Raw genomic sequence first — 22,512 nt, 5'->3', positions numbered from 1 at the left:
ATAAGTCACCTTAAATACAGTTGTAATAAATCGTTCATAAATTTGTCTCGAAATTTTGTCGAGCACCTATTTAGCTTAATAGGCATATGTTATGATGAAGAATTTTGGAAAGAGAGGGATTAACAATGTCTTCGATGCTTCCAGGTGATCAAAATAACAATAAAAAAAATAAACCAGAGCCATTTGGAGAAATATTCAGGTCGATGAACGATTTTTTTCATGAAAAACCAATAAAAGGCTTTTTGCAAACCATCGATGATTTTTTCAAGAGTCCATTTCCTAATGGAGCATTCACGGTAGAAACCCAAGAAAAAGCAGAAGAGTTCATTATCACAGCACAACTTCCGGGTATTAAAAGAGAGCAGATCCAACTGAATATTTTAAGAAACTATATCACGATATCGGTAGAAAATAATGAAATAGAAACCGCTGAAGACAAGTATGCTCAAGTGTTCCAACAGAAATTATCTAGACAGCAATCCTCAAGAACTATTTCTCTGCCGCAGCCAATTATTGAAAATAAAGTAAAAGCCTCTTACCGTGATGGGTTATTACAAATTCGCATCCCAAGAGAAAAAGGAAAAACCATTACAATAGAGGAATAACATGGGTAAATATTTATCGACAAATACCAACAAATAGAAGATCTTGGCGTTCGCCAAGATCTTAAGGCGAGTGCCATAGTTTTTCTTAAGCGTTGGGAGGTATAAATTTTAAAACATTTATACCTTCCTATTAGCAAATAAAGACGGCTTCCGCCGTCTTTTCAATTTTTTATGTTTTAAAGATCCCCCCAAACCCTTTGACGAGCGAAGTAACTTGGGTAACAGCGTTCATCATTTGTCCTGCAGTATTAACCATTTTATTTAGATCTACTGTACCGTCCTGAGATTTAAAAGAGTTCATAAAAGATTTTACCCCTCCAGGCTGTTTTACGGCCCAATTTTGTTTTGGATAGGGGTTCATATATGGATAAGGATTTGCTGAAAAATAAGGATTAGTCATCTTTTCTTCGCTTGGCTGAAGTGGATTTTGAAACAGAAATTGAGCATCCTTATGAGGAACCTGTTGTGCATTATATTGATATGGATGCGATGGTCCTTGTTGATAATTTGGGGCAAATGTCTGGTAAGGCTGTTGTGGGTAGTACGGATTTTGCTGCTGAAATGGATACATAGAGTAGTTTGATAGATTTGGCTGGTACGGGTTTGGCTGACGAAATTGGTCCCCCGGATAGGCAGAGACTCCAGACATCATTTGCCCTGGATATCCATGATTGACATAGTGATTTTGTTTTTTCTTACCAAACATGGGCAAACATCTCCTCCGCATTTTCATTACTACACAATATGTGTGGGCAATGAAATTGGTGCATATCTTAACATTAAATACAATGTCAAAAACCAGAGAAATTTGTCTAAAGTTTAAATATTTGAAAAACTAGATATCATGTCTTTTCATGTTACGATAAAAAAAATGATGAAGGAGGAGTTTATTTTGCCCATTCGCGTTTTAAAAAGCAAATTTATTCAAAGTCGGGAATACAACACTGAAGATGTAAACGAACTATTGGATTTTGCAAGGAAAGCCTACATTCATAATGAAATCGACATTAAAGAATATCGACTCTTTATTCGTGAACTCGAAGCACAAGGCGCAGTGGTACCTGAAAATTACAAAGAAGTCTCCCTCATCGAAAATTCATAACTAACAAAAAGAGATGCACTTGCTGCATCTCTTTTTTATTAATCTAATTCCTTTAGTACTTCACGCAAAAAGAAATCGACCGTACGCTGTGTATTTAAAAAAATGGAACGGCTAGTTTTTGGAAAAAACGCCTGAATGGATAATTGTTCAATATGTTCAGTAGTGGTATCAATTTGTTTGGTGTGAAGATGTTTTTTGGGGTTGTTTTTCAACCATGTCTTCATGCTGATACTCCAATGATCGCATACTTCTTTCACCTCATTAGCAAAGGGTTTGATTACAGTATAGAAATCAGCTTCGTTCCCTTTCTCTCTTGCCGCTTGAAAGGTATCTAGAAAGAAATGATTATAATTGATTAGTTTTTTTGTTAATTCCGTTATTTTATCAGACATGTAAAAACTCCTCATACAAAATAAAAAGTAGCTTTTCATTTCTAAAGCTACTTTAATCGATTAGTATTATTTTATCGTTTATTAAAAGCCCATTTCAAGTTTTAGCTCTCGTGTTACTTGTTTATGTGACTCAAGTTCTCCTGAATTTTCATTTATTCTCTCTATACTTTTTTCAATATTGGATAATCTATTTTCTGATTTAGAGATTTTACTTAACTCTTCATCATTTAATTTATTGCGAAGGTCTGAGAAAGATGCCTCAAGAACCAACTCCAAATCTTCCAATTGGTCGTATATATCTGTTAGCATAGATAGCAGCTTTTCCTTATCGGGTATTGCTTTATCCATTTTTTGTACCCTCCTCGCTTTTATATACCTAGGTATTCTCTATCTTTTTATAGCTTCCTTCAGACATGACAAAACTAGAAGAGATTCGTCAAAGAAAGTGTCTATCCATCAATTAACATTTTCAATTTCGACATGATCCTATATCGAATTAAATAGCAGATAATCGCACAAGCTAATCTAGGGAGGTGTTAAAGATGTCAAAAAAGAGCAGACACAATAAGAAAACCCCTACAGCTGGTGCTTTAGAACCAGAAAAAAAAGTGGGCTATGGCGATAAAAAGCTTGAAGGTCCAAATCGACCAGCCGAATAAATCAAAGACAAAAAGCAAGGACTTCCTTGCTTTTTTACAATTTCTTGATATCCAAAACCTTATGAAGCAAAGCCATTAATTCTAGCTGATTAATCTTTTCATAATACCAATCAGTTAAATGGATGGGATGCCGATGGCGGGCAGCAAAATGTAACCAAATCGGGTTAATTTTACGTTGCTTACTCCAATCCTCATATTCATGTTGATGATGCACAATAATTGGAAAGGCGGCTCGTAAGATAGGAGACTTCCGAGTGGTTCTTAGTTTGAAATATTGTTCGTAATCACGTCGTGACCCGGTATGAGGAGTTTTTTCAGCAAACTCATAAAAATAAGGAAAAAGGCGCGGATGAGTTAATATCTTTGCAAGTCTCTTTCCTAGATTTATCCGCTTCGATAGCGATCTAAATCCATTTACACTTGCCCCATAAACCTCTCCCCCAAGAGTCGGAAATAATACACAACTAAAATGGAGCCAATCTTGAAAATTAAAAATAGCCGAGTGAAAGACTTTTTTCTTATAGATAGGATGAAGAATGACAGGTTTATGTATCACATTTTGTTCATTAATAATTAAGGCAGTAGTTAACCGTTCACGATCTTTTTCTTTCCAATACTTATTCCACTCTGCCTGGATAAAAGTAGATACCTGAAAATAGGGCAGAAGATGAAACATAGGAGACTGTATTTTCGTCGAATATTGATAGATGAGTAATTGTGGAAAAACATCCTGAAAGATTAACCAATTTGCTCGTTCATAGGTAAGGAATAGTTGTCTTCTTGTCTGTGGCTCTAATACACCTTCAAAAAAATGGTCTTTAAGGTCGCACATATTCCAGCCGCCATTCCTTGAAACCATGCTTGCCAGAAATGACCAAATAATATCAGGATTTTTTTTGAAATATCTAAAATAAGCATCTGTTCTCGAGATGTTATCCATATTTTTCTGAGTGGTTTCGGCCTTTATTTGACTAATTAACTCGTTCTCCTGTATTGTAAGATGATTCATATTTTTCTTCCTTAATTAAGTAGTTTTTTAGATTTAAATAAATCTCTATCATTAGAGTGTGTTGTCTAAATATTTTTATACACCTTAATTTGCGAAGATTTGGTATGATAGGTTATAGCTTGTGAGGTGCATGGTATGAAGTTTAACTACCCTAATGGAAAAAAGTATGTTCAAAAAAATTCACTTTCTAAGCCTGTGTCGAACAGTACAAAAGACCATTCCTATAGTAATAGAGGAATGACACTTGAAGAGGATTTAAATGAAACAAACGAATTTTACCGTGAAAGAAAGATTGCTGTCATCCATAAAAAACCAACACCTGTACAAATCGTTAAGGTAGACTATCCAAAACGAAGTGCGGCAGTTATTAAAGAGGCATATTTTAAACAAGCATCAACTACGGACTACAATGGCATATATAAAGGAAGATATATTGACTTTGAGGCAAAAGAAACTAAAAATCCGACATCCTTCCCTTTACAAAATTTCCATGAACACCAAATAAAGCATATGGAAGAAGTAATAAATCAAGACGGTATCTGTTTTGTTATTCTTCGGTTTTCAAAATATGAACAAGTGTATCTCCTTGAAGCGAGACATTTATTATCTTTTTGGAGGAGAATGGCCACTGGCGGAAGAAAATCAATTACGAAGGAAGAAATTGAAGAGCATGGATTTTTAATTCCACTTGGATTTCAGCCTCGAATTGACTATATTAAAGTAATAGAAGCAATTATCCAATCATACAAAAGGTAATGTTAGCGGAAGTTAGAAAGGATGGAATACATTATGGCAGATCAATTTCAATCAAGAGAGGAGCGCCGGAAAAAACTCCAAACCAAGGGTAAACAAAAAACGAAGAAAAAACCAAAGGGACTTGTAAAGAAATTTCTTCTCATTCTTGTAATACTTGGAATCATTGGACTACTAGCCGGTGTTGGAACTTTTGCCTATCTTGTAAAAGATACTCCTAAGCTTGACCCGAAATTATTAAAAGATCCCATCTCTTCAAAGATACTAGATATGGATGGGGAGTTAATTACCGAGGTAGGAGCAGAAAACAGGGAATATGTAAACTATAAAGAAATACCGAAGCTTGTTGAAGAAGCTGTTTTAGCAGTTGAGGATGTTCGTTTTTATAAACACCATGGTTTAGACCCCATCCGCCTTGGCGGTGCGGTTATTGCCAATTTCCGTAATGGATTTGGTTCAGAGGGAGCAAGTACAATTACCCAGCAGGTTATTAAAAACTCTTTCTTAACACCTGAAAAAACGATTAAACGGAAAGTTCAAGAAGCATGGTTAGCTTATCAGCTGGAACAACAATATACCAAGCATCAAATTTTTGAAATGTACGTAAATAAAGTTTTTGTATCAGAAAATAGTCATGGTCTTGCAACAGCTGCAAAAATTTATTACGGTAAAGAATTAAAGGATTTAACACTACCTGAAGCCGCACAGCTTGCTGGAATGCCTCAGAGTCCAAATAATTATAATCCTTTTAATTATCCGGATTTAGCTGAAAAGAGACGTAATATCGTTCTTACCTTAATGGAGCAGCATGGTTTCATATCAAAGGCTGAGATGGATGAGGCTAAGAGTGTCGCTGTCACCGCCACCCTCGTTAAGGAAGAAAATCGTAACCGCGACGAAAAACCTTTTGATTCATTTGTAGATGCTGTCATAGATGAGGTAAAAGAGCAGGGTGACTTCGATATCTTTTCAGATGGCTTAACCATTTACACAACACTTGATAGCAATGCACAATTATATGTGAACACTATTTTAAACACAAATGAGGTCATTAATTATCCGGATGATCAATTTCAAGCAGGGATTACCTTACTTGATACAAAAACAGGGGAAATCAAGGCACTTGGCGGTGGAAGAAATCAACAGGTTAAACGAGGATTTAACTATGCAATAGACACAAAGCGTCAACCTGGTTCTACCATCAAACCAATACTTGATTATGGCCCAGCGATTGAATACCTTCAATGGGGTACGTATCAAACAATTGATGATAAACCAATTACTTACTCATCTGGAAAAGAGTTTGGAAACTGGGATAATAAATACATGGGGAAAATGTCCATCAGAACGGCCCTGCAATTGTCTAGAAACACTCCTGCAGTTCAAGCACTACAGGAAGTGGGATTAGATAGAGCGAAAGACTTTGCTGTTAGTCTAGGTATCCCACTGGATGAGATTTTTGAATCTTATGCTATTGGAGGCTTTAAAACAGGCGTATCTCCATTAGAAATGGCTGGAGCTTACAGCGCCTTCGGTAATAACGGGTTTTATACTGCACCACATGCGGTTAAGAAAATTAAGCTCCGTGATGGTACCGTTATTGACACCGCACCTGAAGCAAAGATTGTTATGAAGGATTACACAGCCTTTATGATCACGGATATGTTAAAGAGTGTACTCGTATCACCTGGGACAGGTACAAGAGCAAAAGTGCCAGGACTACCAATTGCAGGCAAGACGGGGACTACCAATTATACCGCAGAAGAATTGAAAAAATGGAATATTGCGAGCAGCAGCTCCGTTCCTGATTCATGGTTTACAGGCTATACAACCAACTATACTGCATCTGTGTGGACAGGATATAGTGATCGCTCTACCCCTATTACTGGCCAAAATAAAAATATTGCACAGGATATATTTAAAAATGTAATGGCTCATGTATCAAAAGATATTGAAACAGCTGATTTCCCTGTTCCAGATAGTGTTGAACGAGTTCGTGTTGAGAAAGGCTCCATGCCCCCAGTATTGGCTGGAGAATTTACACCTGAGAATGAGGTTATTACGGAATATGCTGTAAAAGGGCATGCACCTAAAACGGTCTCAAATAAGTATAATAAACTCGAGTCCCCTGTAAATCCACAAGCAACGTATAATGTGGAAAAAAATGAAATCATTTTGACATGGGAACATAACAATCCAACAAATGTAGAAATTCAATTTGAAGTCACAATCACTGACACGACTGGACAACAAAAACAATCAACTGTTGCTGATAAAACAATCACGGTTAAGAACCCAGCTCTAGGAGCTAAATATACGATTACAATCGTTGCTATAAGCGGGGAGAAAAGAAGTGATCCGGCATCTGCCACCATCGAAATACCAAAGCCAAACATTGAGCAAGATGAAAAAGAAAATGATGAAAAAGAGGAAGATGGTAATGGATCCGGCGGCGATGGCCAGGGTGACGGGACTGATGAAGGTGATGCTGGCACTACCACACCTACAGATGGTTCTGGAGATAGCGCCGGACGTGGAAATGGCAGCGGAAAAAGAGGAACTTAATAAACGGTTTATAATAAAAGCGTCTAGCCGATTGGCTTAGACGCTTTTTTCAATGCCATTTTCTTAGCATATAGTTTTTCCTGCTCGATCATTAACTCTGAAAGCTGGCGGTAGGAATGAAACAAATTAGGCCTAGCAATAACAAAACTTAATCTTTCTTCCAGATTAAACGGCTTTATTATAAGATTATTGGTTGTGATTGGTTTCGCTCCTAGAATCGGTTCCTCATTTGACCAGAACAAGAATTGGATGAATATAGCAAGCCCCCTTTTCATACCTTCTGTCGTGTTTTGCTGATCACGATTCCGGTAAAAGGACTCAAGTGGTGTTTTAACCTCTGCCCACTCGCTTAACAGTTTTATGATACTTTCATTTACGTCTGCTGGGATACCCTCAGCCATACCATCCACGGAGGCAAAAGTAATCTGACTATCCATTACCATCAGCCCGTTTCTTCATCCGCTTGTTTCCTTCACGGCAAAGTTCTAGTAACGGACAGCTTGGACATTGTGGATTTTGAGATTTACAGTGATATCTGCCAAAAAATATCAGTCGATGGTGAGTCACTCCCCATTCATCCTTTGGAACCTTTTTCATTAAGGTTTTTTCTACTTCCAGTACAGAATCCTTCCAACGGCAGATGCCTAACCGTTTACTTACTCTATCAACATGTGTGTCTACAGCAATCGCTGGGATATTATAAGCAACTGAAACAACTACATTTGCCGTTTTTCTGCCCACACCAGGAAGCTTAGTTAACTCATCACGATCTCGAGGTATTTCTCCATTATATTCATTTATTACTAGACGACAAAGGCTTTGAATGTTCTTTGCTTTATTCCGATATAAACCTATGGAACGAATATCGGTTTGTAGTTCCTCGAGCGAAACGTTTAGGTAGTCCTCTGGAGTTTTATATTTTTCAAATAAGCTCTTAGTCACTTTGTTGACAAGGACATCTGTACATTGCGCAGATAGTGCAACTGCTATTACTAGTTCAAAAGGGTTGGAATGATTTAGCTCACAATGAGCGTCTGGGAACATTTCCCCCATTTGATCAAGACAATAACGAATTTGTGTATTATTCAACATCTATTTCACCTGCCTTAAATAATCATAACAAAACGAGAGAATGTTGATCCCCTCGTTTCATTTATTGCTCTAGCCAATTATAGAATGGGACTGATGTACTTTGCTTAGGTTCTTCCTGTTGTTGACGGGGAAGCTGTTGGTTCTGACGGAACTTTTTCCCTTGATTTTTAGCTTGTTCAATCGTTTTGATACCATTTTTCTTCCATTCAAATAAAATACGATCAATGTAACGAAAATTCAATTTTCCAGACATAACAGCTTCACGTAATGCCGCCTTAATTATTTTGGGATCATGATTATCATCATCCATCCACATTGCAAGGGATTCACACTCAAATGGCGAAAGAGGACGGCCAAATTCCTTTTCAAAACAAGTATATAAATCTGTTTCTTCACCTTGTTTACTCACGTCATTACTATTCTTGCTATTCAATAAAAATTGCTCAACCAGCCTTTCCCATAAGGGTTTTACTGTATATTTTTCATAGCGAATTCCATCGGGTGAATACTGATCCATAATCTCAATACACCCTTTTTGTATCAGCCTTCTTAGCATTTCGTTACAATCTGAAACGGAAACGGTCATTCTTGATGACAGCTCTTCCGGAGTTGGAAAATCGTGTCCTTTTTCTAAAAAAGAAATAATATTTAATAATAGAACAAGTTCATATTCATTCAGGTTCAATTTACGATACTCAGACAAAAGAATAGAAGGAATTGAAATATTACCTTCCTGAATCCAGGCTAATATGTTTGTTTTCATCTTCAGACACCTCCTGCCTAGTATAACATGAACAACCTCACTAAGTAAGTGGATGAACAATCCAACTATTCTTTGATGCAACAAAAAGCCTGCTCATAGCAGACTTTTTGTCTATAAACATATTAAGCTTGTTTAGATTCGACAAATTGGTGGATTCTTGCAACGGCTTGTTCCAACTGGTCAAGTGAAGTTGCATAAGAAAGGCGAATATTATCTGGAGTTCCAAATCCTGAACCTGGGATTACTGCTACCTTGGCCTCAACAAGCAAGGCTTCAACAAAAGCATCAACATCCTCATATCCTGTTAATTTGGCAGCCTGTTTAACATTTGGATAAAGATAAAACGCACCTTGTGGTTTTACACAGGTAAAACCAGGGATCGCTGTTAATTTACTGTAGATGATTTCCAATCTTTCTTCAAAGGCTTGACGCATTACAGCCACAGGCTCCTGGGGACCGTTATACGCTGCAATGGAAGCATATTGGGCAGTTGTTGTTGGGTTCGAGGTACTGTGACTGGCAAGGTTCGTCATGGCTTCAATAATCTCTTTGTTACCAGCCGCATAACCTATACGCCATCCCGTCATCGAATGAGATTTTGAAACACCGTTTACGATGATGGTTTGTTCCCTTAACTCAGGGGAAAGCTGTGCAATTGAAACATGTTTGTTCTCGCCGTAAATAAGCTTTTCGTAAATCTCATCAGAAACAATTAGAATATCGTGTTCCAAGCAGATTTTTCCTAATTCACTTAATTCCTCCTCAGAATAGATAACCCCAGTTGGGTTACTTGGAGAATTGATAATAATGGCTCTTGTTTTATCTGTAATCGTGTCAGCCAACTGTTCAGGCGTAATTTTGAAACTATTACTTTCTAAACCCTCGACATAAACAGGAACTCCACCTGCTAATTTCACTTGTTCAGGATAACTTACCCAATAAGGTATTGGAATTATGACTTCGTCTCCCTCATTTAAAAGCACTTGAAACAATGTGTAAAGTACATGTTTTGCTCCATTCCCTACAATAATTTCATTCATATTATAGTGAATGTTTTGGTCTTGTTTAAACTTTGAAATAATGACTTTCTTTAATGCAGGTAAACCAGCTGAAGGTGTATACTTCGTATGCCCTTGCTCCATCGATTGAACCGCAGCGTCTAAAATATGCTGTGGAGTATTAAAATCAGGCTCACCTGCACCCAAACCAATTACATCTACACCCTGTTCTTTTAACTCTTTTGCCTTTGCCGTAATCGCTAATGTTGTGGATGGCGTGAGGGATAAAACCCTGTTTGCTAATTTAACTTCCATTTCTATTTCTCTCCTATCTCCAGTGAAGCTATAAATTTTCAATTTTTTTGAGCCATTCACCTGTTTTAAAGTGAACATAATAATAATTTATTAAATTATTTTCTGAACGATAATAAATTTCCCATAAAGGAATTTCATTTTCCATACCCAATCTTACCGATATTACTTTTTTGGGTTTTTTTTCTTCCATAAGCCTTTGAACCGCCTCTGATTCACTCAGCCCATTCTTAGCCTTTTCGGTTATCACTTTCTCACTCTTTTCGGGTATCCATACAATGATCTCTTCACCATTCTCATCTATACCTTCAATGATATTAATCACTTCGAGACCATTATAGATATGAAAATCTAGAACCTTACTTAGGTTAACTTCCTTATCTGCTAAACGAATAGCCCGCTGTTCTGCTTGTTTTACAGGTTCTACTGCACTCAAATAAACCTTTGTGAATAGACCTATTAATAATAAAATAAATATTATAAAAATAACTATTAACTTCTTCATCAGATTCCACTTCTTTATGTACGATAGATAGAAAAAATCGCTTTATTTTGATCCTCTTGATCTAAAGCTAGACCAAACATAAGATCCTTTTCTTTTAGCGTCCTATTCAATGCATCAACTATTTTATATAAGTCTGGACCATGTTGTATTTTTACAGTTGTTAACACTTCAATTTTTGATTCCATATATTACCCTCCTCGTCCCATATAGCAATACCAGGGGACTTATCTTCTAAATTATTATAACAGGTGTCGACAAATAAATAACTGTAGATGTCAGATTTTTTTGGATTTTTTTGACCGCTTGGGAGTTATTTGCTGTTTTTACTTTGACTTCTCTTTTTTAAAGGTAAAGACCTCATAGTTTGCTTCCGTGAACTTTACTGTAATTGTCCCATGCTTTTTAGTAAATAAGATTTCAGACCATGTGTCTTGTAAATCGTTGATAATATCGGGATCGGGTTGGTGGTTTTCTGATTCAAACAAAATTGAAATTTGTGGGTTTATATATTGTATGAATCGTTCGGATATGGAATCTTCCTTTGCCCAGTTAGGTATTTTAAAAATATTGATATTAACTAAATTTTTGTTATTTAATAAGATTTCCTCTGCACGGTGACTAGATGAATTCATAAGAAAGAGGCGATGCTTAAGAAAATTCAATGTAAAATCCAATCCTTCATTTTTCCCATCCCCTGAAAATAATACTTCTATCGATAGGTCAGGGAAAAGTTCAGACTTCATCCCTGCTTCCCAAGCTGCTATCTTAACCTCATTTCCAATGGACATACTACCGTTCAATTGAGTTAAGCTTTGAGGTGTAGTGAAAATTTCTTTGACATTATAAGATGAAATGATTTGATTAATTGAATCAAATGTCAGATTATCAGATTTGGTCATAATGATAGATTGGATTTGCTGGATTTTATAGAGTGTAAGCAACTTTTTCAATTCATCTAATGTGTCCTTACCACCAACATTCACCAAAATATTCTCTCCATTTGGTCCTTGAATCAGGGTAACTTCTCCGTTGGATAGTCCAAAAAAGGTGACAGCCATCTCGTGGTCTTTTAAATTCAAGTTGATATTTTCAATATTCTTTGTAGTAGTTGAAGATGCCCAACCAGAAGCTGTGAGTTGGAAAAAGATGACGGCTATGATCAATATTCTCATACACATACCTCCTTACTATAGGTTGTGTCGTTCGGTATGATTTTATCAAAGCCACTTGTAGATAATATCGACCAAATCGTCCATTTTCCCCTTGTTTACCGGCACATCAGGGATTGATTGTAAGAATGCCTTTCCATATTTTGTCGTGACTACTCTTTTATCAAAAACAACCATAATTCCACGGTCAGTCTCTGTTCGGATTAAGCGGCCAAAACCTTGTTTAAACCTTAAAATTGCTTCTGGTAAAGAATACTCTGTAAATGGATTTCCACCCTGCTGAGAAATTAATTGGCACTTTGCCTCTGTTAAAGGTTCGTCTGGCGGGCTAAAAGGCAGTCTGACAATTACCAGACATGATAAATCCTCACCTGGAATATCGACTCCCTCCCAAAAACTGCTTGTGCCAAGGAGGATTGCCTTTTCGTAGCGTTGGAAATTTCTAGTCAGCCTAGTCCTGCTTCCGCTCGTAATCCCCTGGGCAATCATTGCATAATCATTTAGGAACCCGCTCTCTTTGATTAGCTCATAGGTTTTCTTGAGCATATCGTGCGCCGTAAACAAGATCAACATTCTCCCCTTAGTGGCTTCAGCAATCGTAATAATATGCTCGGTGATACTAATAACATATTCTTCGTTACTTACAGCGTTAATTTCAGGCAAGTCTTCAGGAATTAAAAGCTGAACCTGATTTTTATATTCGAAGGGAGAAGGAATCGTCAACTTACGAGTAGACTCCTGATTAATACCTATTTCATTCATCATATATTCAAATGAGTTATTAATCGTTAAGGTTGCCGAAGTTAGTACGACACTCTTTTTACGGTCAAAAAATCTATCTTTCAAGGCAGATGATACAAACGCAGGCTGTGCATAAAATGTTGTTACATTCTGCTGTGAACGGAAATCAATCTCAATCCAGTTTACAAACGGAGTGTCATTCATAAAACAATTTACTATTGAGTTTCTGAGTTCATTAAGGTCGTGAACAAATGAGCTTATTTCTTCCAGCTTACTCTTTTGGTTACTGGAAAGAGATTCTACATTTTGTTCAATTAGAGACAATCGTTTCCCTATTTCTTGATGGAGGTCCTTTAGTAAAAAAGCAAATCGCTCCGCACTATTAATGAGGGCCGTTTTTTCTTTTACGTTATCATCCTTAGAAAAACGCACCTTTGTACGATAACCTTTTTTACCTGATTGCTTTAATTTAGCATAGATAGCCGTAAGTTTAAAGAATTCATCAATTTCATAGGTAAGATCCATTATCAATTTACTAATTTCATTCACTCTTATGAGATTACTTTTATCAAGATGTTGAGCGGAAACTAATTCCTCTAAATGATAAAAAAGTAGTTTTTGTTCGTAATGTCCAAATTGACTTATTAGCAGTCTGGTGGTTAGATAATCGATAGAATGGCCTATGTACCTGCTTGCTACCTTTTCAAAATGATGTGCTTCATCGATAATTACATAGTCAAACTCCGGCAAAATGGAAACTTCAGCAAAAACACTGCTTAATAGTAGTGAATGATTTGTAATAATAATATCAGCGTCCGTTGCAGCCGCTTTGGCCCGAATGTAAAAGTCCTCTTCTTTCCATAAGCCACTTTTGACAAATAATGAAGGTTCACTCTTAATCTTATTCCAAAAAATGCTTCCACCGCTTGATAAATTCAATTCATCACGATCACCCGTAACCGTTTCAGTTAACCAGACCAGGATTTGCATTTTTGTTAAAGTGGTATCATAGTTATCGTTTTCTTCCGTTAATGAACGTGAGAATTTCTCAAGGCAAAGATAATGATTTCTTCCTTTTAGTAGTACGTATCTTAAATGAAAGGGTATCATCTTTTCAAGCAAAGGTATTTCTTTAGAAATAATTTGCTCTTGCAGTTGAATGGTATGTGTACTAACCACAATCGGTAGTTGATTTTTTTTTGCAAAATAGGCTATAGGCAATAGATATCCAAGTGATTTTCCTACTCCAGTCCCTGCCTCAATTAATGTATGACAGTTATCCACAAACGCTTGATAGATACTATCCATCATCGTAAACTGGCCCGTTCGCTTTTGAAAAACTTTAAATCCTTGCTTTAATAGGTTTGTTTTTTCTTGATCACCTATAGGATATATCACCTGTTCTTGTATAATTTCATTATATAAAACCTGGTGGTCCTTATTTTTTAATGCAAGTCCATTGAAAATCTTAATTGAATCAAGCTGGCTCTCTGTCACATTCTTTCTTTGTGCTATTAGTTCATCCATCAGCTGTTGAAGATCACTTTTTAGTCCTCCTGAAAGTTGAAAAAGCTGATTTGTTGTGATGTTTGGTAAGGAAGACAGTTTCTTTAAAAGAATAAGCAAAAGCTCAGCCGTTACCTCTGCATCACTATCCGCTTGATGAGGACGGTCATGATTTAGGTTCATCATGGCCGCTAAATCTGTCAACTTATATCCATCTGCAGTCGGAAATAGAATTCTGGCCATCTCCACTGTATCAAGAACACTTCCATAGAAGCCATCATAACCTGCTTGAATTAGTTCTTCTTGTAAAAACGACAAATCAAACAATACATTATGTGCAACAAAGTAAGCAGACTCTAGCATAGAATTTACCTTTGGTGCGATATCCTCAAATAAAGGAGAGGACTCAACCATCTCATCTGATAATCCTGTCAATTCTTCAATAAACGGAGGGATTGAACGAATAGGGTTGAGTAAAGATGAAAATCTTTCAGTAATCATTCCGTTTTCAATTACTACCGCAGCAAACTGTATAATTTTATCCCCTTTTTTGGGGTTATTTCCTGTCGTTTCTAAATCAATTACAACAAATTTATTAACCATTATTTTTAACACCTCTAACCTTCATTAAAACGGTATCACAAAAAGAATAAAAGAAAAAGTAATCATTCTTTTATGAATCATTATTAACTCCCATTATAATAAACTATTAGCAAAAAAGAAAAAACCCCCTAAAAAGAGGATTTTCCTTACATAATGGTTAACGCCGGTTCAGCGTTGATTAGTTCTTTTATCCGATTATTTTCACCCATAATGGCTACTTTAGGTGTGTGAGTCGCTAGTTTGGCTTCAGCTACAAGACAATAAGAGATAATGATGACGATATCCCCTTTTTGTACAAGTCTAGCTGCCGCACCATTTAAACAGACAACACCACTTCCACGTTCACCTGGGATGATATAAGTTTCAAGCCGTGCACCATTATTATTATTTACGATTTGTACTTTTTCATTGGCTACCATACCAACTGCATCTAATATATTTTCATCAATTGTAATGCTGCCTACATAATTTAAATTCGCCTCAGTTACAGTTGCACGATGGATTTTACCATTCATCATGTGTCGGAACATCATAAACCCCTCCGTTTTACTTTTACCTTGTGTCTTCAATTTCTAAGATGACGTTATCTATTAAACGGACCTGAGAAAATTTCACTGCAAGTGCGATAATGAACTTTCCTTCTAGCTTTTCAATTGGTTTTAACTGTGGATATGTCAATAGTTCCACATAATCGATCTTAGCATTTGTTTTGTTTGTTAGTAAGTCTCTGATAAATGCTATTACCTCACGTGGGTCTCTTTCTCCCTTTACAATAGCTTCCTGGGCAAGCGACAAGCCTTCATATAGGACAGCAGCTTGACTTCTCTCCTCAGGCAGGAGCTTAACATTACGAGAGCTTTTTGCGAGCCCGTCCTGTTCCCGAATGACTTCCACGGATACCAATTCTATCGGAAAATTAAACTCATTTATTAAACCTTCCACAACGGCCACTTGCTGTGCATCCTTTCTTCCAAAGTAGGCCGTATCTGGCATAACAATATTAAATAGCTTTATTAACACGGTCGCTACTCCATCAAAATGACCAGGACGTGATTTTCCACATAATACATCCGTACGTTCTAGAACAGTAACCTTTAGAGACGGTTCGTTCGGATACATCTCTTTAACTTCTGGAAAAAAAACATAATCAACACCCTCGGCCTCAGCAAGGGCACAATCCCGTTCAAAGTCTCTAGGATAGGCAGCATAATCCTCCGTTGGACCAAATTGAAGGGGATTTACAAAAATACTTAAGACAATCAAATCATTTTCCTGTCTAGCCTTTTTTAAAAGAGTTAAATGACCTTCATGCAAATATCCCATCGTTGGAACAAAGCCAATTTTTTTCGAGTGCCTCTTCTCGTTTTGTATTTCAGCTTGCATTTCCTTAATCGTCGTAATAATCCTCATTTTACCCCTCCATAGAGTCCAGACAACTCTTGTTCCTTCATCGTAAAGGAGTGCTTATCTTCGGGAAATTTCTGTTTTTTCACATCCTGCACATAAGAATGAACTGAATCTAGGATAAGTGTATCTAAAGAATTATACTGCTTCACAAACTTTGGCACCCGTTCTATTCCATAGCCTAGTATGTCATGATAAACAAGAACTTGACCATCGACTAAAGCCCCAGCACCAATACCAATTACAGGAATGGCAAGCATTTTTGAAACCTCTTCAGCAAGCTGCTTAGGTACACATTCCAGGACGATCGCAAAAGCACCAGCCGCTTCACATTTTTTCGCATCTTCTATTAATTTTCTTCCTGATTGTGCATCTTTTCCTTGAACCTTATATCCTCCCAGGACACCAACTGATTGTGGTGTTAGTCCAAGGTGGGCACAGACTGGTATTCCTGCCTTAGTAAGGGCCGAAATTTGTTCAATCACATCATCTGCGCCTTCGAGTTTGACAGCCTGTGCACCTGTCTCTTGAATTAGTCGGCCAGCATTCACCAATGTATCTTTTATTGACAGGTGATAGGTTAAGAACGGCATATCGATAACAATGAATGTATCTTTTGCCCCTCTTTTCACCGCTTTACCATGGTGAATCATATCCACCATTGTCACTGGAATAGTAGAATCATATCCGAGCACTACCATTCCTAAAGAGTCACCAACTAAAATTAAATCGACTCCTCCTTGCTCAGCCTGTTTAGCAGATGGATAATCATAGGCTGTCAACATAACGATTTTTTCATTTTCTATTTTCATTTTTAAAAAATCAGTCGTTTGTTTCATCAACTTTCCCTCCTTATAATAGGGAGAGGGGATAAAAAATAGAGGATTGCCTTTTTAGACAATTAAAAAGATCCTTCTGATGGCAGAAGGATCTTGTTTCGCTCTTACTAGATCTATCCCTCTGTCCCGGTCCGTACTACGGATCTAGGCAGAAACCTTTTTAGTTAGTTTTCCTACAGAAAGGTGCAGCTCACATGGATACCGCCCGTTATTGGAATTATAAAAAATATAACTGTAAAGTGCAAGTATAAACTTGCTCTAGAGTTCAATATCTGCTGAATAAATATGATGTGTTACACCTTCATGATCTTTCAGCAATAATACACCATCTTCAGTTATTCCAAGTGAGAACCCAACGATTGTTGTGTTTAACGTTCGTGCAGTTATCACTTTACCAATACTAACAGCATAGCTCTCCCATAATAGTTTTATGGGATTGAAGCCTTTTTCCAAATATAAAGTATATAATTTTTCTAGTTTCAAGAAAATTCCTTTTATTAATTCTGCACGCGAAACAGTTTCGTCTTTTTCAATCAAGAGTGATGTAGCAATCTCCCTTAGCTCAACAGGAAAATCCTCTTTACGCTGGTTAACGTTTATCCCAATACCAATAATAACTGAATTGATGCGGTCTGATTCTGCTTGAAGTTCCGTTAAGATTCCTGTTACTTTTTTCCCACCAATCAGTATGTCATTGGGCCATTTAATTTCAGGGGTAACGTTAGTATGTTCTTCAATTGCTTGAACGATTGCAACTGCTGCTAAAAGCGTTAACTGTGGAGCCTTGGTCAGTGGAATTTTCGGCCTAAGGATTACACTCATCCAAATACCAGTATATTTTGGTGAGTGCCATTTCCGGCCCATTCTGCCTCTTCCAGTTACCTGCTCCTCTGCAATGACAATTGTCCCCTCGGGAGCGTCTTCATAAGCAAGGCGGTGAGCTATTTTTTGTGTTGATTCAACACTTTCTTCATAGTAAATGTCCTTACCGATAAACTCCGTTTTTAAACCAAGTCTTATTTCATCTGATGTAATTTTTTCAGGAGTTTTCACGATTCTGTACCCTTTCCGGCGAACAGCTTCTAATTCAAAGCCTTCTTTACGCAGTTCCTCGATATGCTTCCACACGGCTGTTCTTGAGCAGCCAATTACTTCTGCAATATACTGTCCCGATAAATAAGTATCTCCGGCATTTGTGAAGGCATCCAGCATGTCCTTTCTTATTTGTGATTGCACTTCAATAGCCACTCCTTTATACTTTGGTTTTTATTTTCGACCTTCCCTTCTAAAATGGCCATTTCTATCTTTAAAAGGGTCTCCTTTAGCCACGGACCACCGCTTCGCTCAAACCAAAGCATGATGTCCTGACCTGATACGTCAACTTCTGTTCGGTTCTTTATTGGAAGCTTTTCGTACAAATCTAGGTAATGACTTAGACTCTGCTCGTTTTCGATTCCCTTAATAACTAAATAAAGTTTTTCAGAAGATATAAAGATTTCCTTCGAAGCTGTGTACAAATCATAAAGGGACCACTCTGATTCTAAACGCTTGTTCAGGTAAAACAGTACTAGCTGAATTTTCCGTATCTCTTTTAAAGGTAGACGCCAGTTTCTAAGGAAATCTTCCAAATTCTTTCCTACGTGACGTATACAAAAGACTAGCATAACCCACATCTCACGCAATGTTAGATTCAGCAGTTCATGGTTTAACATTTCTTTAATTTGTTGGTCCTTGCCGCGTAAACCTGGCAAATACGAAAGTATTTTAGTGTCCATGACAATTTTTAGTGCCTGTTTACGGTTAACTCCTGTTAACAACTTTTCTAGTTCGGCCTGCTTACGCTCAACTGCAATATTCTCTAGCAAATGAACAAGTCTAGATAGTGCCGATTCTGTTTCTTCATCAATTTGAAAAGATAGCTGGCTAACGAAGCGAACTGCTCTCATCATTCTGAGTGCATCCTCTTGAAAACGCTCTTCCGCTTTTCCCACTGTTCTAATTACTTTTTCCTTAATGGCTGCCTGCCCGTTAAATGGATCAAGCAGCTTACCGCTTTTATCCATTGCCATTGCATTCATCGTGAAATCTCTTCGCTCAAGGTCATCTGTCAAATTTCGAATAAAGGCTACCTCTTTTGGCCTTCGATAATCTATATACTCTGCTTCGGCTCTAAAAGTGGTAATTTCGTATGAGTGGTTTTGTAAAAGAACTAAAACGGTCCCATGTTCAATCCCAATATCTACTGTTTTCGAGAAGATCTGCTTTACTTCTATAGGGGTAGCAGATGTTGCAATATCAACATCATTGATAGGTCTGTTTAAAAGATAGTCTCTAACAGAACCTCCTACAAAATATGCTTCATAGCCTGCTTCCTCTAGCTTTTCTAGAACGGGCACAGCTGATAAAAAAGGTTCCTTCATTTTTTATTCACCTTTTTCTAAAAGCCTTAAATAAATCTGTTCGTACTGCTTCACAATGTGCTCGGCTTTAAATTTTGTATTTGCAACGACAACCGATTCACTAGCAAATTCTTGGTGGAGGAGCGGATCATTTAAAAGTGTTATCGCCTTATCAGAAATACTAGTAATGTCTCCTAATTCGCAGATAAAGCCTGTTTTACCATCTTGAATAACTTCCGGCATTCCACCAACATTTGTACCAATACATGGTACGCCGCATGCCATTGCCTCAAGAGCCACTAATCCGAAGCTTTCCTTTTCCGATAATAAAAGCATTAAATCACTTATGGAATATAGTTCATCGAGGTTTTCTTGTTTCCCTAACAAATGTACCTTTTCTGTTAGTCCCAGTTTTTTTACAAGCTTACAAATAATCGTCATTTCAGGGCCATCCCCAACGAGCAGCAATTTAGCTGGCATGGCAGCAGCAATTTTCGCAAAGGTCTTAACCACATCTTGAACCCTTTTTACAGGGCGAAAATTTGATACATGGATAATTACTTTCTCTTCATCCTTAATTTCAAATTCTCTCTTTAAATGCTTTGCATCCCTCTTCTGGTAAACCCGCTCGTCAATGAAGTTATACACAGTTTCTAATTGCTTATCCGGCTGTATGAGTTCATGGGTCTGATTAATCAATGAATTGGAAACAGCCGTTACAATATCTGACTTTTCAATTCCAAATTTAATTGCATCTGTTAAAGAGGGATCGTAACCTAACACAGTAATATCCGTTCCGTGCAGTGTAGTTACTATTTTCATATCTACATTTGCCATCTGTTTTGCCAGAATCGCACAAACGGCATGTGGAATGGCGTAATGCACATGAAGTATATCTAAGTGCTCACGACTTGCAACCTCTGCCATTTTACTGGCAAGTGCAATATCATAGGGAGCATATTGAAATACTGAATATTGATTGACCTCAACCTGGTGATAATAAATATTATGATAAATTCTATTCAGTCGAAATGGCATGCTCGAAGATATAAAGTGAATCTCATGTCCCTTTTCAGCGAGCATTTTTCCCAATTCAGTTGCGATTACACCTGATCCTCCCACGGTCGGATAGCATGTAATTCCAATCTTAAGTTTCTTCATTATTTCATTCTCCTATCAAGTCTCGGTTTAAGAGGATTGGAATCCTGGATTTGAAACCTTCTGCATATGCTACTCCAACCTGACCACCAAACAGTCTTTCTCTTGACTCAACAGTTTCTATGTAACCATTCACTAGCGGCGTGTCAACGCTGTCTCCGGTTCTTTCAAATTGACTTTTATAAACTTTTAAAGAATCAAGCTTTTGGGTCATATAATCAGAAATATCTATTGTAAAATCTGGAGCATGGAAGCCATTAATCATGTAATAATAAACTCTCTTCACCCGGTGAGAATCTTGCTCGGTATCTGTCTGATATTTACGAATTCCTGCAGAAAAAACCGCCTCCTCTACAAGGCGGGCACAGTTACCATGATCCGGATGCCGGTCATCAAAATAAGGAGCAAAGATTAGTTTAGGTTTATGTTGGCGAATAACAGCTGCAATCTTTTTAATATATTCTTCCTTTTTATACAAACCACGATCTGGTAAACCAAGATTTATTCTTTGGGAAACATCAAGAATAGCAGCAGCTGCATTTGCCTCTTCCTTACGAAGTTCAACAGTACCATTTGAAGACAAGTTAGCTTCTGTTAAGTCACAGATAACTATATTCTTCCCCTGGGCTGCCAGTTTTGCAATCGTCCCTCCCATACCAATTTCAACATCGTCGGCATGGGCTCCGAATGCTAATATGTCAATTTGTTTACTGCTCATGTGATTCACCTTTAGCAATATTTCGCCAATCTAAAAAACCTTCATCTAATCCTCTAATAAGTAATTCGGCTGTCCCCATATTAGTAGCAAGCGGAATCGAATACACATCACATAGTCGGACCAATGCTGTCACATCTGGCTCATGAGGCTGTGCTGTTAATGGGTCACGAAAAAAGAAAATAGCATCCATTTTATTTTGTGCAATCATCGCACCAATTTCCTGATCGCCGCCAAGTGGGCCTGAACGGAATCTTGTAATCGGTAAACCAGTAGCCTCGTTAATCTTTAGGCCTGTTGTTCCAGTTGCAAATAAAGTATGTTTCGCAAAGATGAGCTGATAAGCTGTAGTAAATTGAATAAGGTCATTTTTTTTATTATCATGTGCAATAAGTGCAATATTCATGGTTGGTGCTCCTATTCTAGAATATTTTCAAGTCCATAGACTAGTGTATTTAATGTTAAAACAGTTTCGACAGCAACTTTTACACCTGACATAAATGAAGCACGATTGTAAGAATCATGACGGATGGTTAATGTTTGTCCATCAGAGCCAAATAAAACCTGCTGATGTGCGACGAGGCCAGGCAAGCGGACGGAATGGATATGCATCCCATCGTACTCGGCACCTCTTGCACCGTTTATGGTTTCCTTTTCATTCGGATGGCCTTGTTTTTTCGGTTCACGTGAAGAAGCGATCATTTCTGCTGTCTTCAATGCAGTACCAGACGGAGCATCAAGCTTTTGGTCATGATGAAGCTCAATAATTTCAATATCATTGAAGTACTTAGCAGCCATTTGAGAGAATTTCATCATTAAAACAGCACCAAGTGCAAAATTAGGTGCAATGATGCAGCCAATTTCTTTCTCACGGCAAACCTGGTTTAATTCCTCAAGATTGGCTTTTGTAAAGCCTGTAGTGCCAACAACAGGTCTAACATTATGCTCAAGTGCTGTCCTAGCATGGAGCATTCCCACTTCAGGTGTAGTTAAGTCAATCAGAACATCCGCTTCAACATTTTGTAAACAACGCTCTATATCTGTATAGACAGGTACGTTTTTGATATCTTGGAAACCTTCCAAATCACTAAGCAGCATTCCATCATACTTATTATCAATCACGGCAGCAAGTTCAAAATGTTCAGTATCTTTTACAAGCTTTACAGCCTCTTTGCCCATCCTGCCTCTTGGTCCAGCAATAATTATTTTTACATTCTTCATTT

General features: G+C 37.4%; 25 protein-coding genes. 4 read left to right on the top strand and 21 right to left on the bottom strand.

The window, feature by feature from the left end; translation table 11 throughout:
- Nucleotides 1-125: 125 nt before the first annotated feature.
- The gene (locus BTR25_RS10735) at nucleotides 126-605 is read left to right on the top strand and encodes an Hsp20/alpha crystallin family protein (protein WP_075688073.1); all 480 of its coding nucleotides are present in this window, start codon (nucleotides 126-128) and stop codon (nucleotides 603-605) included.
- Between the two features lie 169 nt (nucleotides 606-774).
- Here BTR25_RS10735 and BTR25_RS10730 read toward each other — a convergent pair whose 3' ends face one another.
- Nucleotides 775-1,311, bottom strand: coding sequence for a YppG family protein (locus BTR25_RS10730; RefSeq protein WP_075688072.1), 537 nt, complete (start codon nucleotides 1,309-1,311; stop codon nucleotides 775-777).
- Between the two features lie 186 nt (nucleotides 1,312-1,497).
- Here BTR25_RS10730 and yppF point away from each other — a divergent pair, with 186 nt between their 5' ends.
- Entirely contained in the window at nucleotides 1,498-1,707 is a 210-nt protein-coding gene (yppF, locus tag BTR25_RS10725) for a YppF family protein (RefSeq protein ID WP_075688071.1), read from the top strand.
- 38 nt (nucleotides 1,708-1,745) lie between these two features.
- Here yppF and BTR25_RS10720 read toward each other — a convergent pair whose 3' ends face one another.
- From BTR25_RS10720 to BTR25_RS10710, 3 genes are all read right to left on the bottom strand, one after another.
- Entirely contained in the window at nucleotides 1,746-2,099 is a 354-nt protein-coding gene (locus BTR25_RS10720; protein ID WP_075688070.1) for a DUF1798 family protein, read from the bottom strand.
- A gap of 81 nt (nucleotides 2,100-2,180) precedes the next feature.
- Nucleotides 2,181-2,447, bottom strand: coding sequence for a hypothetical protein (locus tag BTR25_RS10715; RefSeq protein WP_075688069.1), 267 nt, complete (start codon nucleotides 2,445-2,447; stop codon nucleotides 2,181-2,183).
- A 345-nt stretch (nucleotides 2,448-2,792) separates the two neighbouring features.
- Nucleotides 2,793-3,767 carry a DUF2515 family protein gene (locus BTR25_RS10710; protein ID WP_075688068.1) on the bottom strand — a complete coding sequence of 325 codons (975 nt, stop codon included), beginning with the start codon at nucleotides 3,765-3,767 and terminating at the stop codon, nucleotides 2,793-2,795.
- Nucleotides 3,768-3,902: 135 nt separating this feature from the next.
- On the opposite strand from BTR25_RS10710, the gene recU reads away from it, so the two are divergent.
- The gene (recU, locus tag BTR25_RS10705) at nucleotides 3,903-4,523 is read left to right on the top strand and encodes a Holliday junction resolvase RecU (protein WP_075688067.1); all 621 of its coding nucleotides are present in this window, start codon (nucleotides 3,903-3,905) and stop codon (nucleotides 4,521-4,523) included.
- Nucleotides 4,524-4,556: 33 nt separating this feature from the next.
- The gene (locus tag BTR25_RS10700) at nucleotides 4,557-7,085 is read left to right on the top strand and encodes a penicillin-binding protein 1A (RefSeq protein ID WP_075688066.1); all 2,529 of its coding nucleotides are present in this window, start codon (nucleotides 4,557-4,559) and stop codon (nucleotides 7,083-7,085) included.
- 23 nt (nucleotides 7,086-7,108) lie between these two features.
- Here BTR25_RS10700 and BTR25_RS10695 read toward each other — a convergent pair whose 3' ends face one another.
- From BTR25_RS10695 to dapB, 17 genes are all read right to left on the bottom strand, one after another.
- Nucleotides 7,109-7,522, bottom strand: a complete 414-nt coding sequence (locus BTR25_RS10695) for a YpoC family protein (protein ID WP_139311215.1) — start codon at nucleotides 7,520-7,522, stop codon at nucleotides 7,109-7,111.
- Nucleotides 7,515-8,177 (bottom strand): endonuclease III, encoded by a 663-nt coding sequence (gene nth, locus BTR25_RS10690; RefSeq protein WP_075688064.1) that lies wholly within the window; start codon nucleotides 8,175-8,177, stop codon nucleotides 7,515-7,517. The genes BTR25_RS10695 and nth overlap by 8 nt, the downstream gene beginning before the upstream one ends.
- Before the next feature lie 61 nt (nucleotides 8,178-8,238).
- A complete protein-coding gene (locus BTR25_RS10685) occupies nucleotides 8,239-8,940 on the bottom strand; it encodes a DnaD domain-containing protein (protein ID WP_075688063.1) in 702 nt (233 codons plus the stop codon).
- A gap of 122 nt (nucleotides 8,941-9,062) precedes the next feature.
- Nucleotides 9,063-10,253: a pyridoxal phosphate-dependent aminotransferase gene (locus tag BTR25_RS10680; RefSeq protein ID WP_075688062.1), complete on the bottom strand. Its 1,191-nt coding sequence runs from the start codon at nucleotides 10,251-10,253 to the stop codon at nucleotides 9,063-9,065.
- Between the two features lie 28 nt (nucleotides 10,254-10,281).
- On the bottom strand, nucleotides 10,282-10,755 hold the full coding sequence (locus BTR25_RS10675) for a cell wall elongation regulator TseB-like domain-containing protein (protein ID WP_075688061.1): 474 nt from the start codon (nucleotides 10,753-10,755) through the stop codon (nucleotides 10,282-10,284).
- Between the two features lie 14 nt (nucleotides 10,756-10,769).
- Nucleotides 10,770-10,940 carry a YpmA family protein gene (locus tag BTR25_RS10670; RefSeq protein ID WP_075688060.1) on the bottom strand — a complete coding sequence of 57 codons (171 nt, stop codon included), beginning with the start codon at nucleotides 10,938-10,940 and terminating at the stop codon, nucleotides 10,770-10,772.
- Between the two features lie 138 nt (nucleotides 10,941-11,078).
- Nucleotides 11,079-11,927 (bottom strand): ComEC/Rec2 family competence protein, encoded by an 849-nt coding sequence (locus BTR25_RS10665; protein ID WP_075688059.1) that lies wholly within the window; start codon nucleotides 11,925-11,927, stop codon nucleotides 11,079-11,081.
- Between the two features lie 45 nt (nucleotides 11,928-11,972).
- On the bottom strand, nucleotides 11,973-14,774 hold the full coding sequence (dinG, locus tag BTR25_RS10660) for an ATP-dependent DNA helicase DinG (RefSeq protein ID WP_075688058.1): 2,802 nt from the start codon (nucleotides 14,772-14,774) through the stop codon (nucleotides 11,973-11,975).
- 146 nt (nucleotides 14,775-14,920) lie between these two features.
- Nucleotides 14,921-15,304, bottom strand: coding sequence for an aspartate 1-decarboxylase (panD, locus tag BTR25_RS10655; protein WP_075688057.1), 384 nt, complete (start codon nucleotides 15,302-15,304; stop codon nucleotides 14,921-14,923).
- 22 nt (nucleotides 15,305-15,326) lie between these two features.
- Nucleotides 15,327-16,184: a pantoate--beta-alanine ligase gene (gene panC, locus BTR25_RS10650; protein ID WP_075688056.1), complete on the bottom strand. Its 858-nt coding sequence runs from the start codon at nucleotides 16,182-16,184 to the stop codon at nucleotides 15,327-15,329.
- Nucleotides 16,181-17,017 carry a 3-methyl-2-oxobutanoate hydroxymethyltransferase gene (panB, locus tag BTR25_RS10645; RefSeq protein WP_075688055.1) on the bottom strand — a complete coding sequence of 279 codons (837 nt, stop codon included), beginning with the start codon at nucleotides 17,015-17,017 and terminating at the stop codon, nucleotides 16,181-16,183. The genes panC and panB overlap by 4 nt, the downstream gene beginning before the upstream one ends.
- Before the next feature lie 258 nt (nucleotides 17,018-17,275).
- Entirely contained in the window at nucleotides 17,276-18,253 is a 978-nt protein-coding gene (locus BTR25_RS10640) for a biotin--[acetyl-CoA-carboxylase] ligase (protein ID WP_175596752.1), read from the bottom strand.
- On the bottom strand, nucleotides 18,238-19,437 hold the full coding sequence (locus BTR25_RS10635) for a CCA tRNA nucleotidyltransferase (RefSeq protein WP_075688053.1): 1,200 nt from the start codon (nucleotides 19,435-19,437) through the stop codon (nucleotides 18,238-18,240). Before BTR25_RS10635 ends, BTR25_RS10640 begins: the two co-directional genes overlap by 16 nt.
- 3 nt (nucleotides 19,438-19,440) lie before the next feature.
- Nucleotides 19,441-20,577, bottom strand: coding sequence for an N-acetyl-alpha-D-glucosaminyl L-malate synthase BshA (bshA, locus tag BTR25_RS10630; protein WP_175596751.1), 1,137 nt, complete (start codon nucleotides 20,575-20,577; stop codon nucleotides 19,441-19,443).
- Nucleotides 20,578-20,581: 4 nt separating this feature from the next.
- Nucleotides 20,582-21,292, bottom strand: a complete 711-nt coding sequence (gene bshB1, locus BTR25_RS10625; RefSeq protein ID WP_075688051.1) for a bacillithiol biosynthesis deacetylase BshB1 — start codon at nucleotides 21,290-21,292, stop codon at nucleotides 20,582-20,584.
- A complete protein-coding gene (gene mgsA / locus BTR25_RS10620) occupies nucleotides 21,282-21,695 on the bottom strand; it encodes a methylglyoxal synthase (protein WP_075688050.1) in 414 nt (137 codons plus the stop codon). The genes bshB1 and mgsA overlap by 11 nt, the downstream gene beginning before the upstream one ends.
- A gap of 11 nt (nucleotides 21,696-21,706) precedes the next feature.
- A complete protein-coding gene (dapB, locus tag BTR25_RS10615) occupies nucleotides 21,707-22,510 on the bottom strand; it encodes a 4-hydroxy-tetrahydrodipicolinate reductase (RefSeq protein ID WP_075688049.1) in 804 nt (267 codons plus the stop codon).
- Nucleotides 22,511-22,512 lie beyond the last annotated feature (2 nt).

Origin of the sequence: Bacillus sp. MRMR6, assembly GCF_001940785.1 — a bacterium.
Lineage (GTDB): Bacteria > Bacillota > Bacilli > Bacillales > Cytobacillaceae > Neobacillus.
The sequence above is the reverse complement of the archived record's forward strand: the minus strand, read 5'-3'. Positions and strand labels throughout refer to the sequence as shown.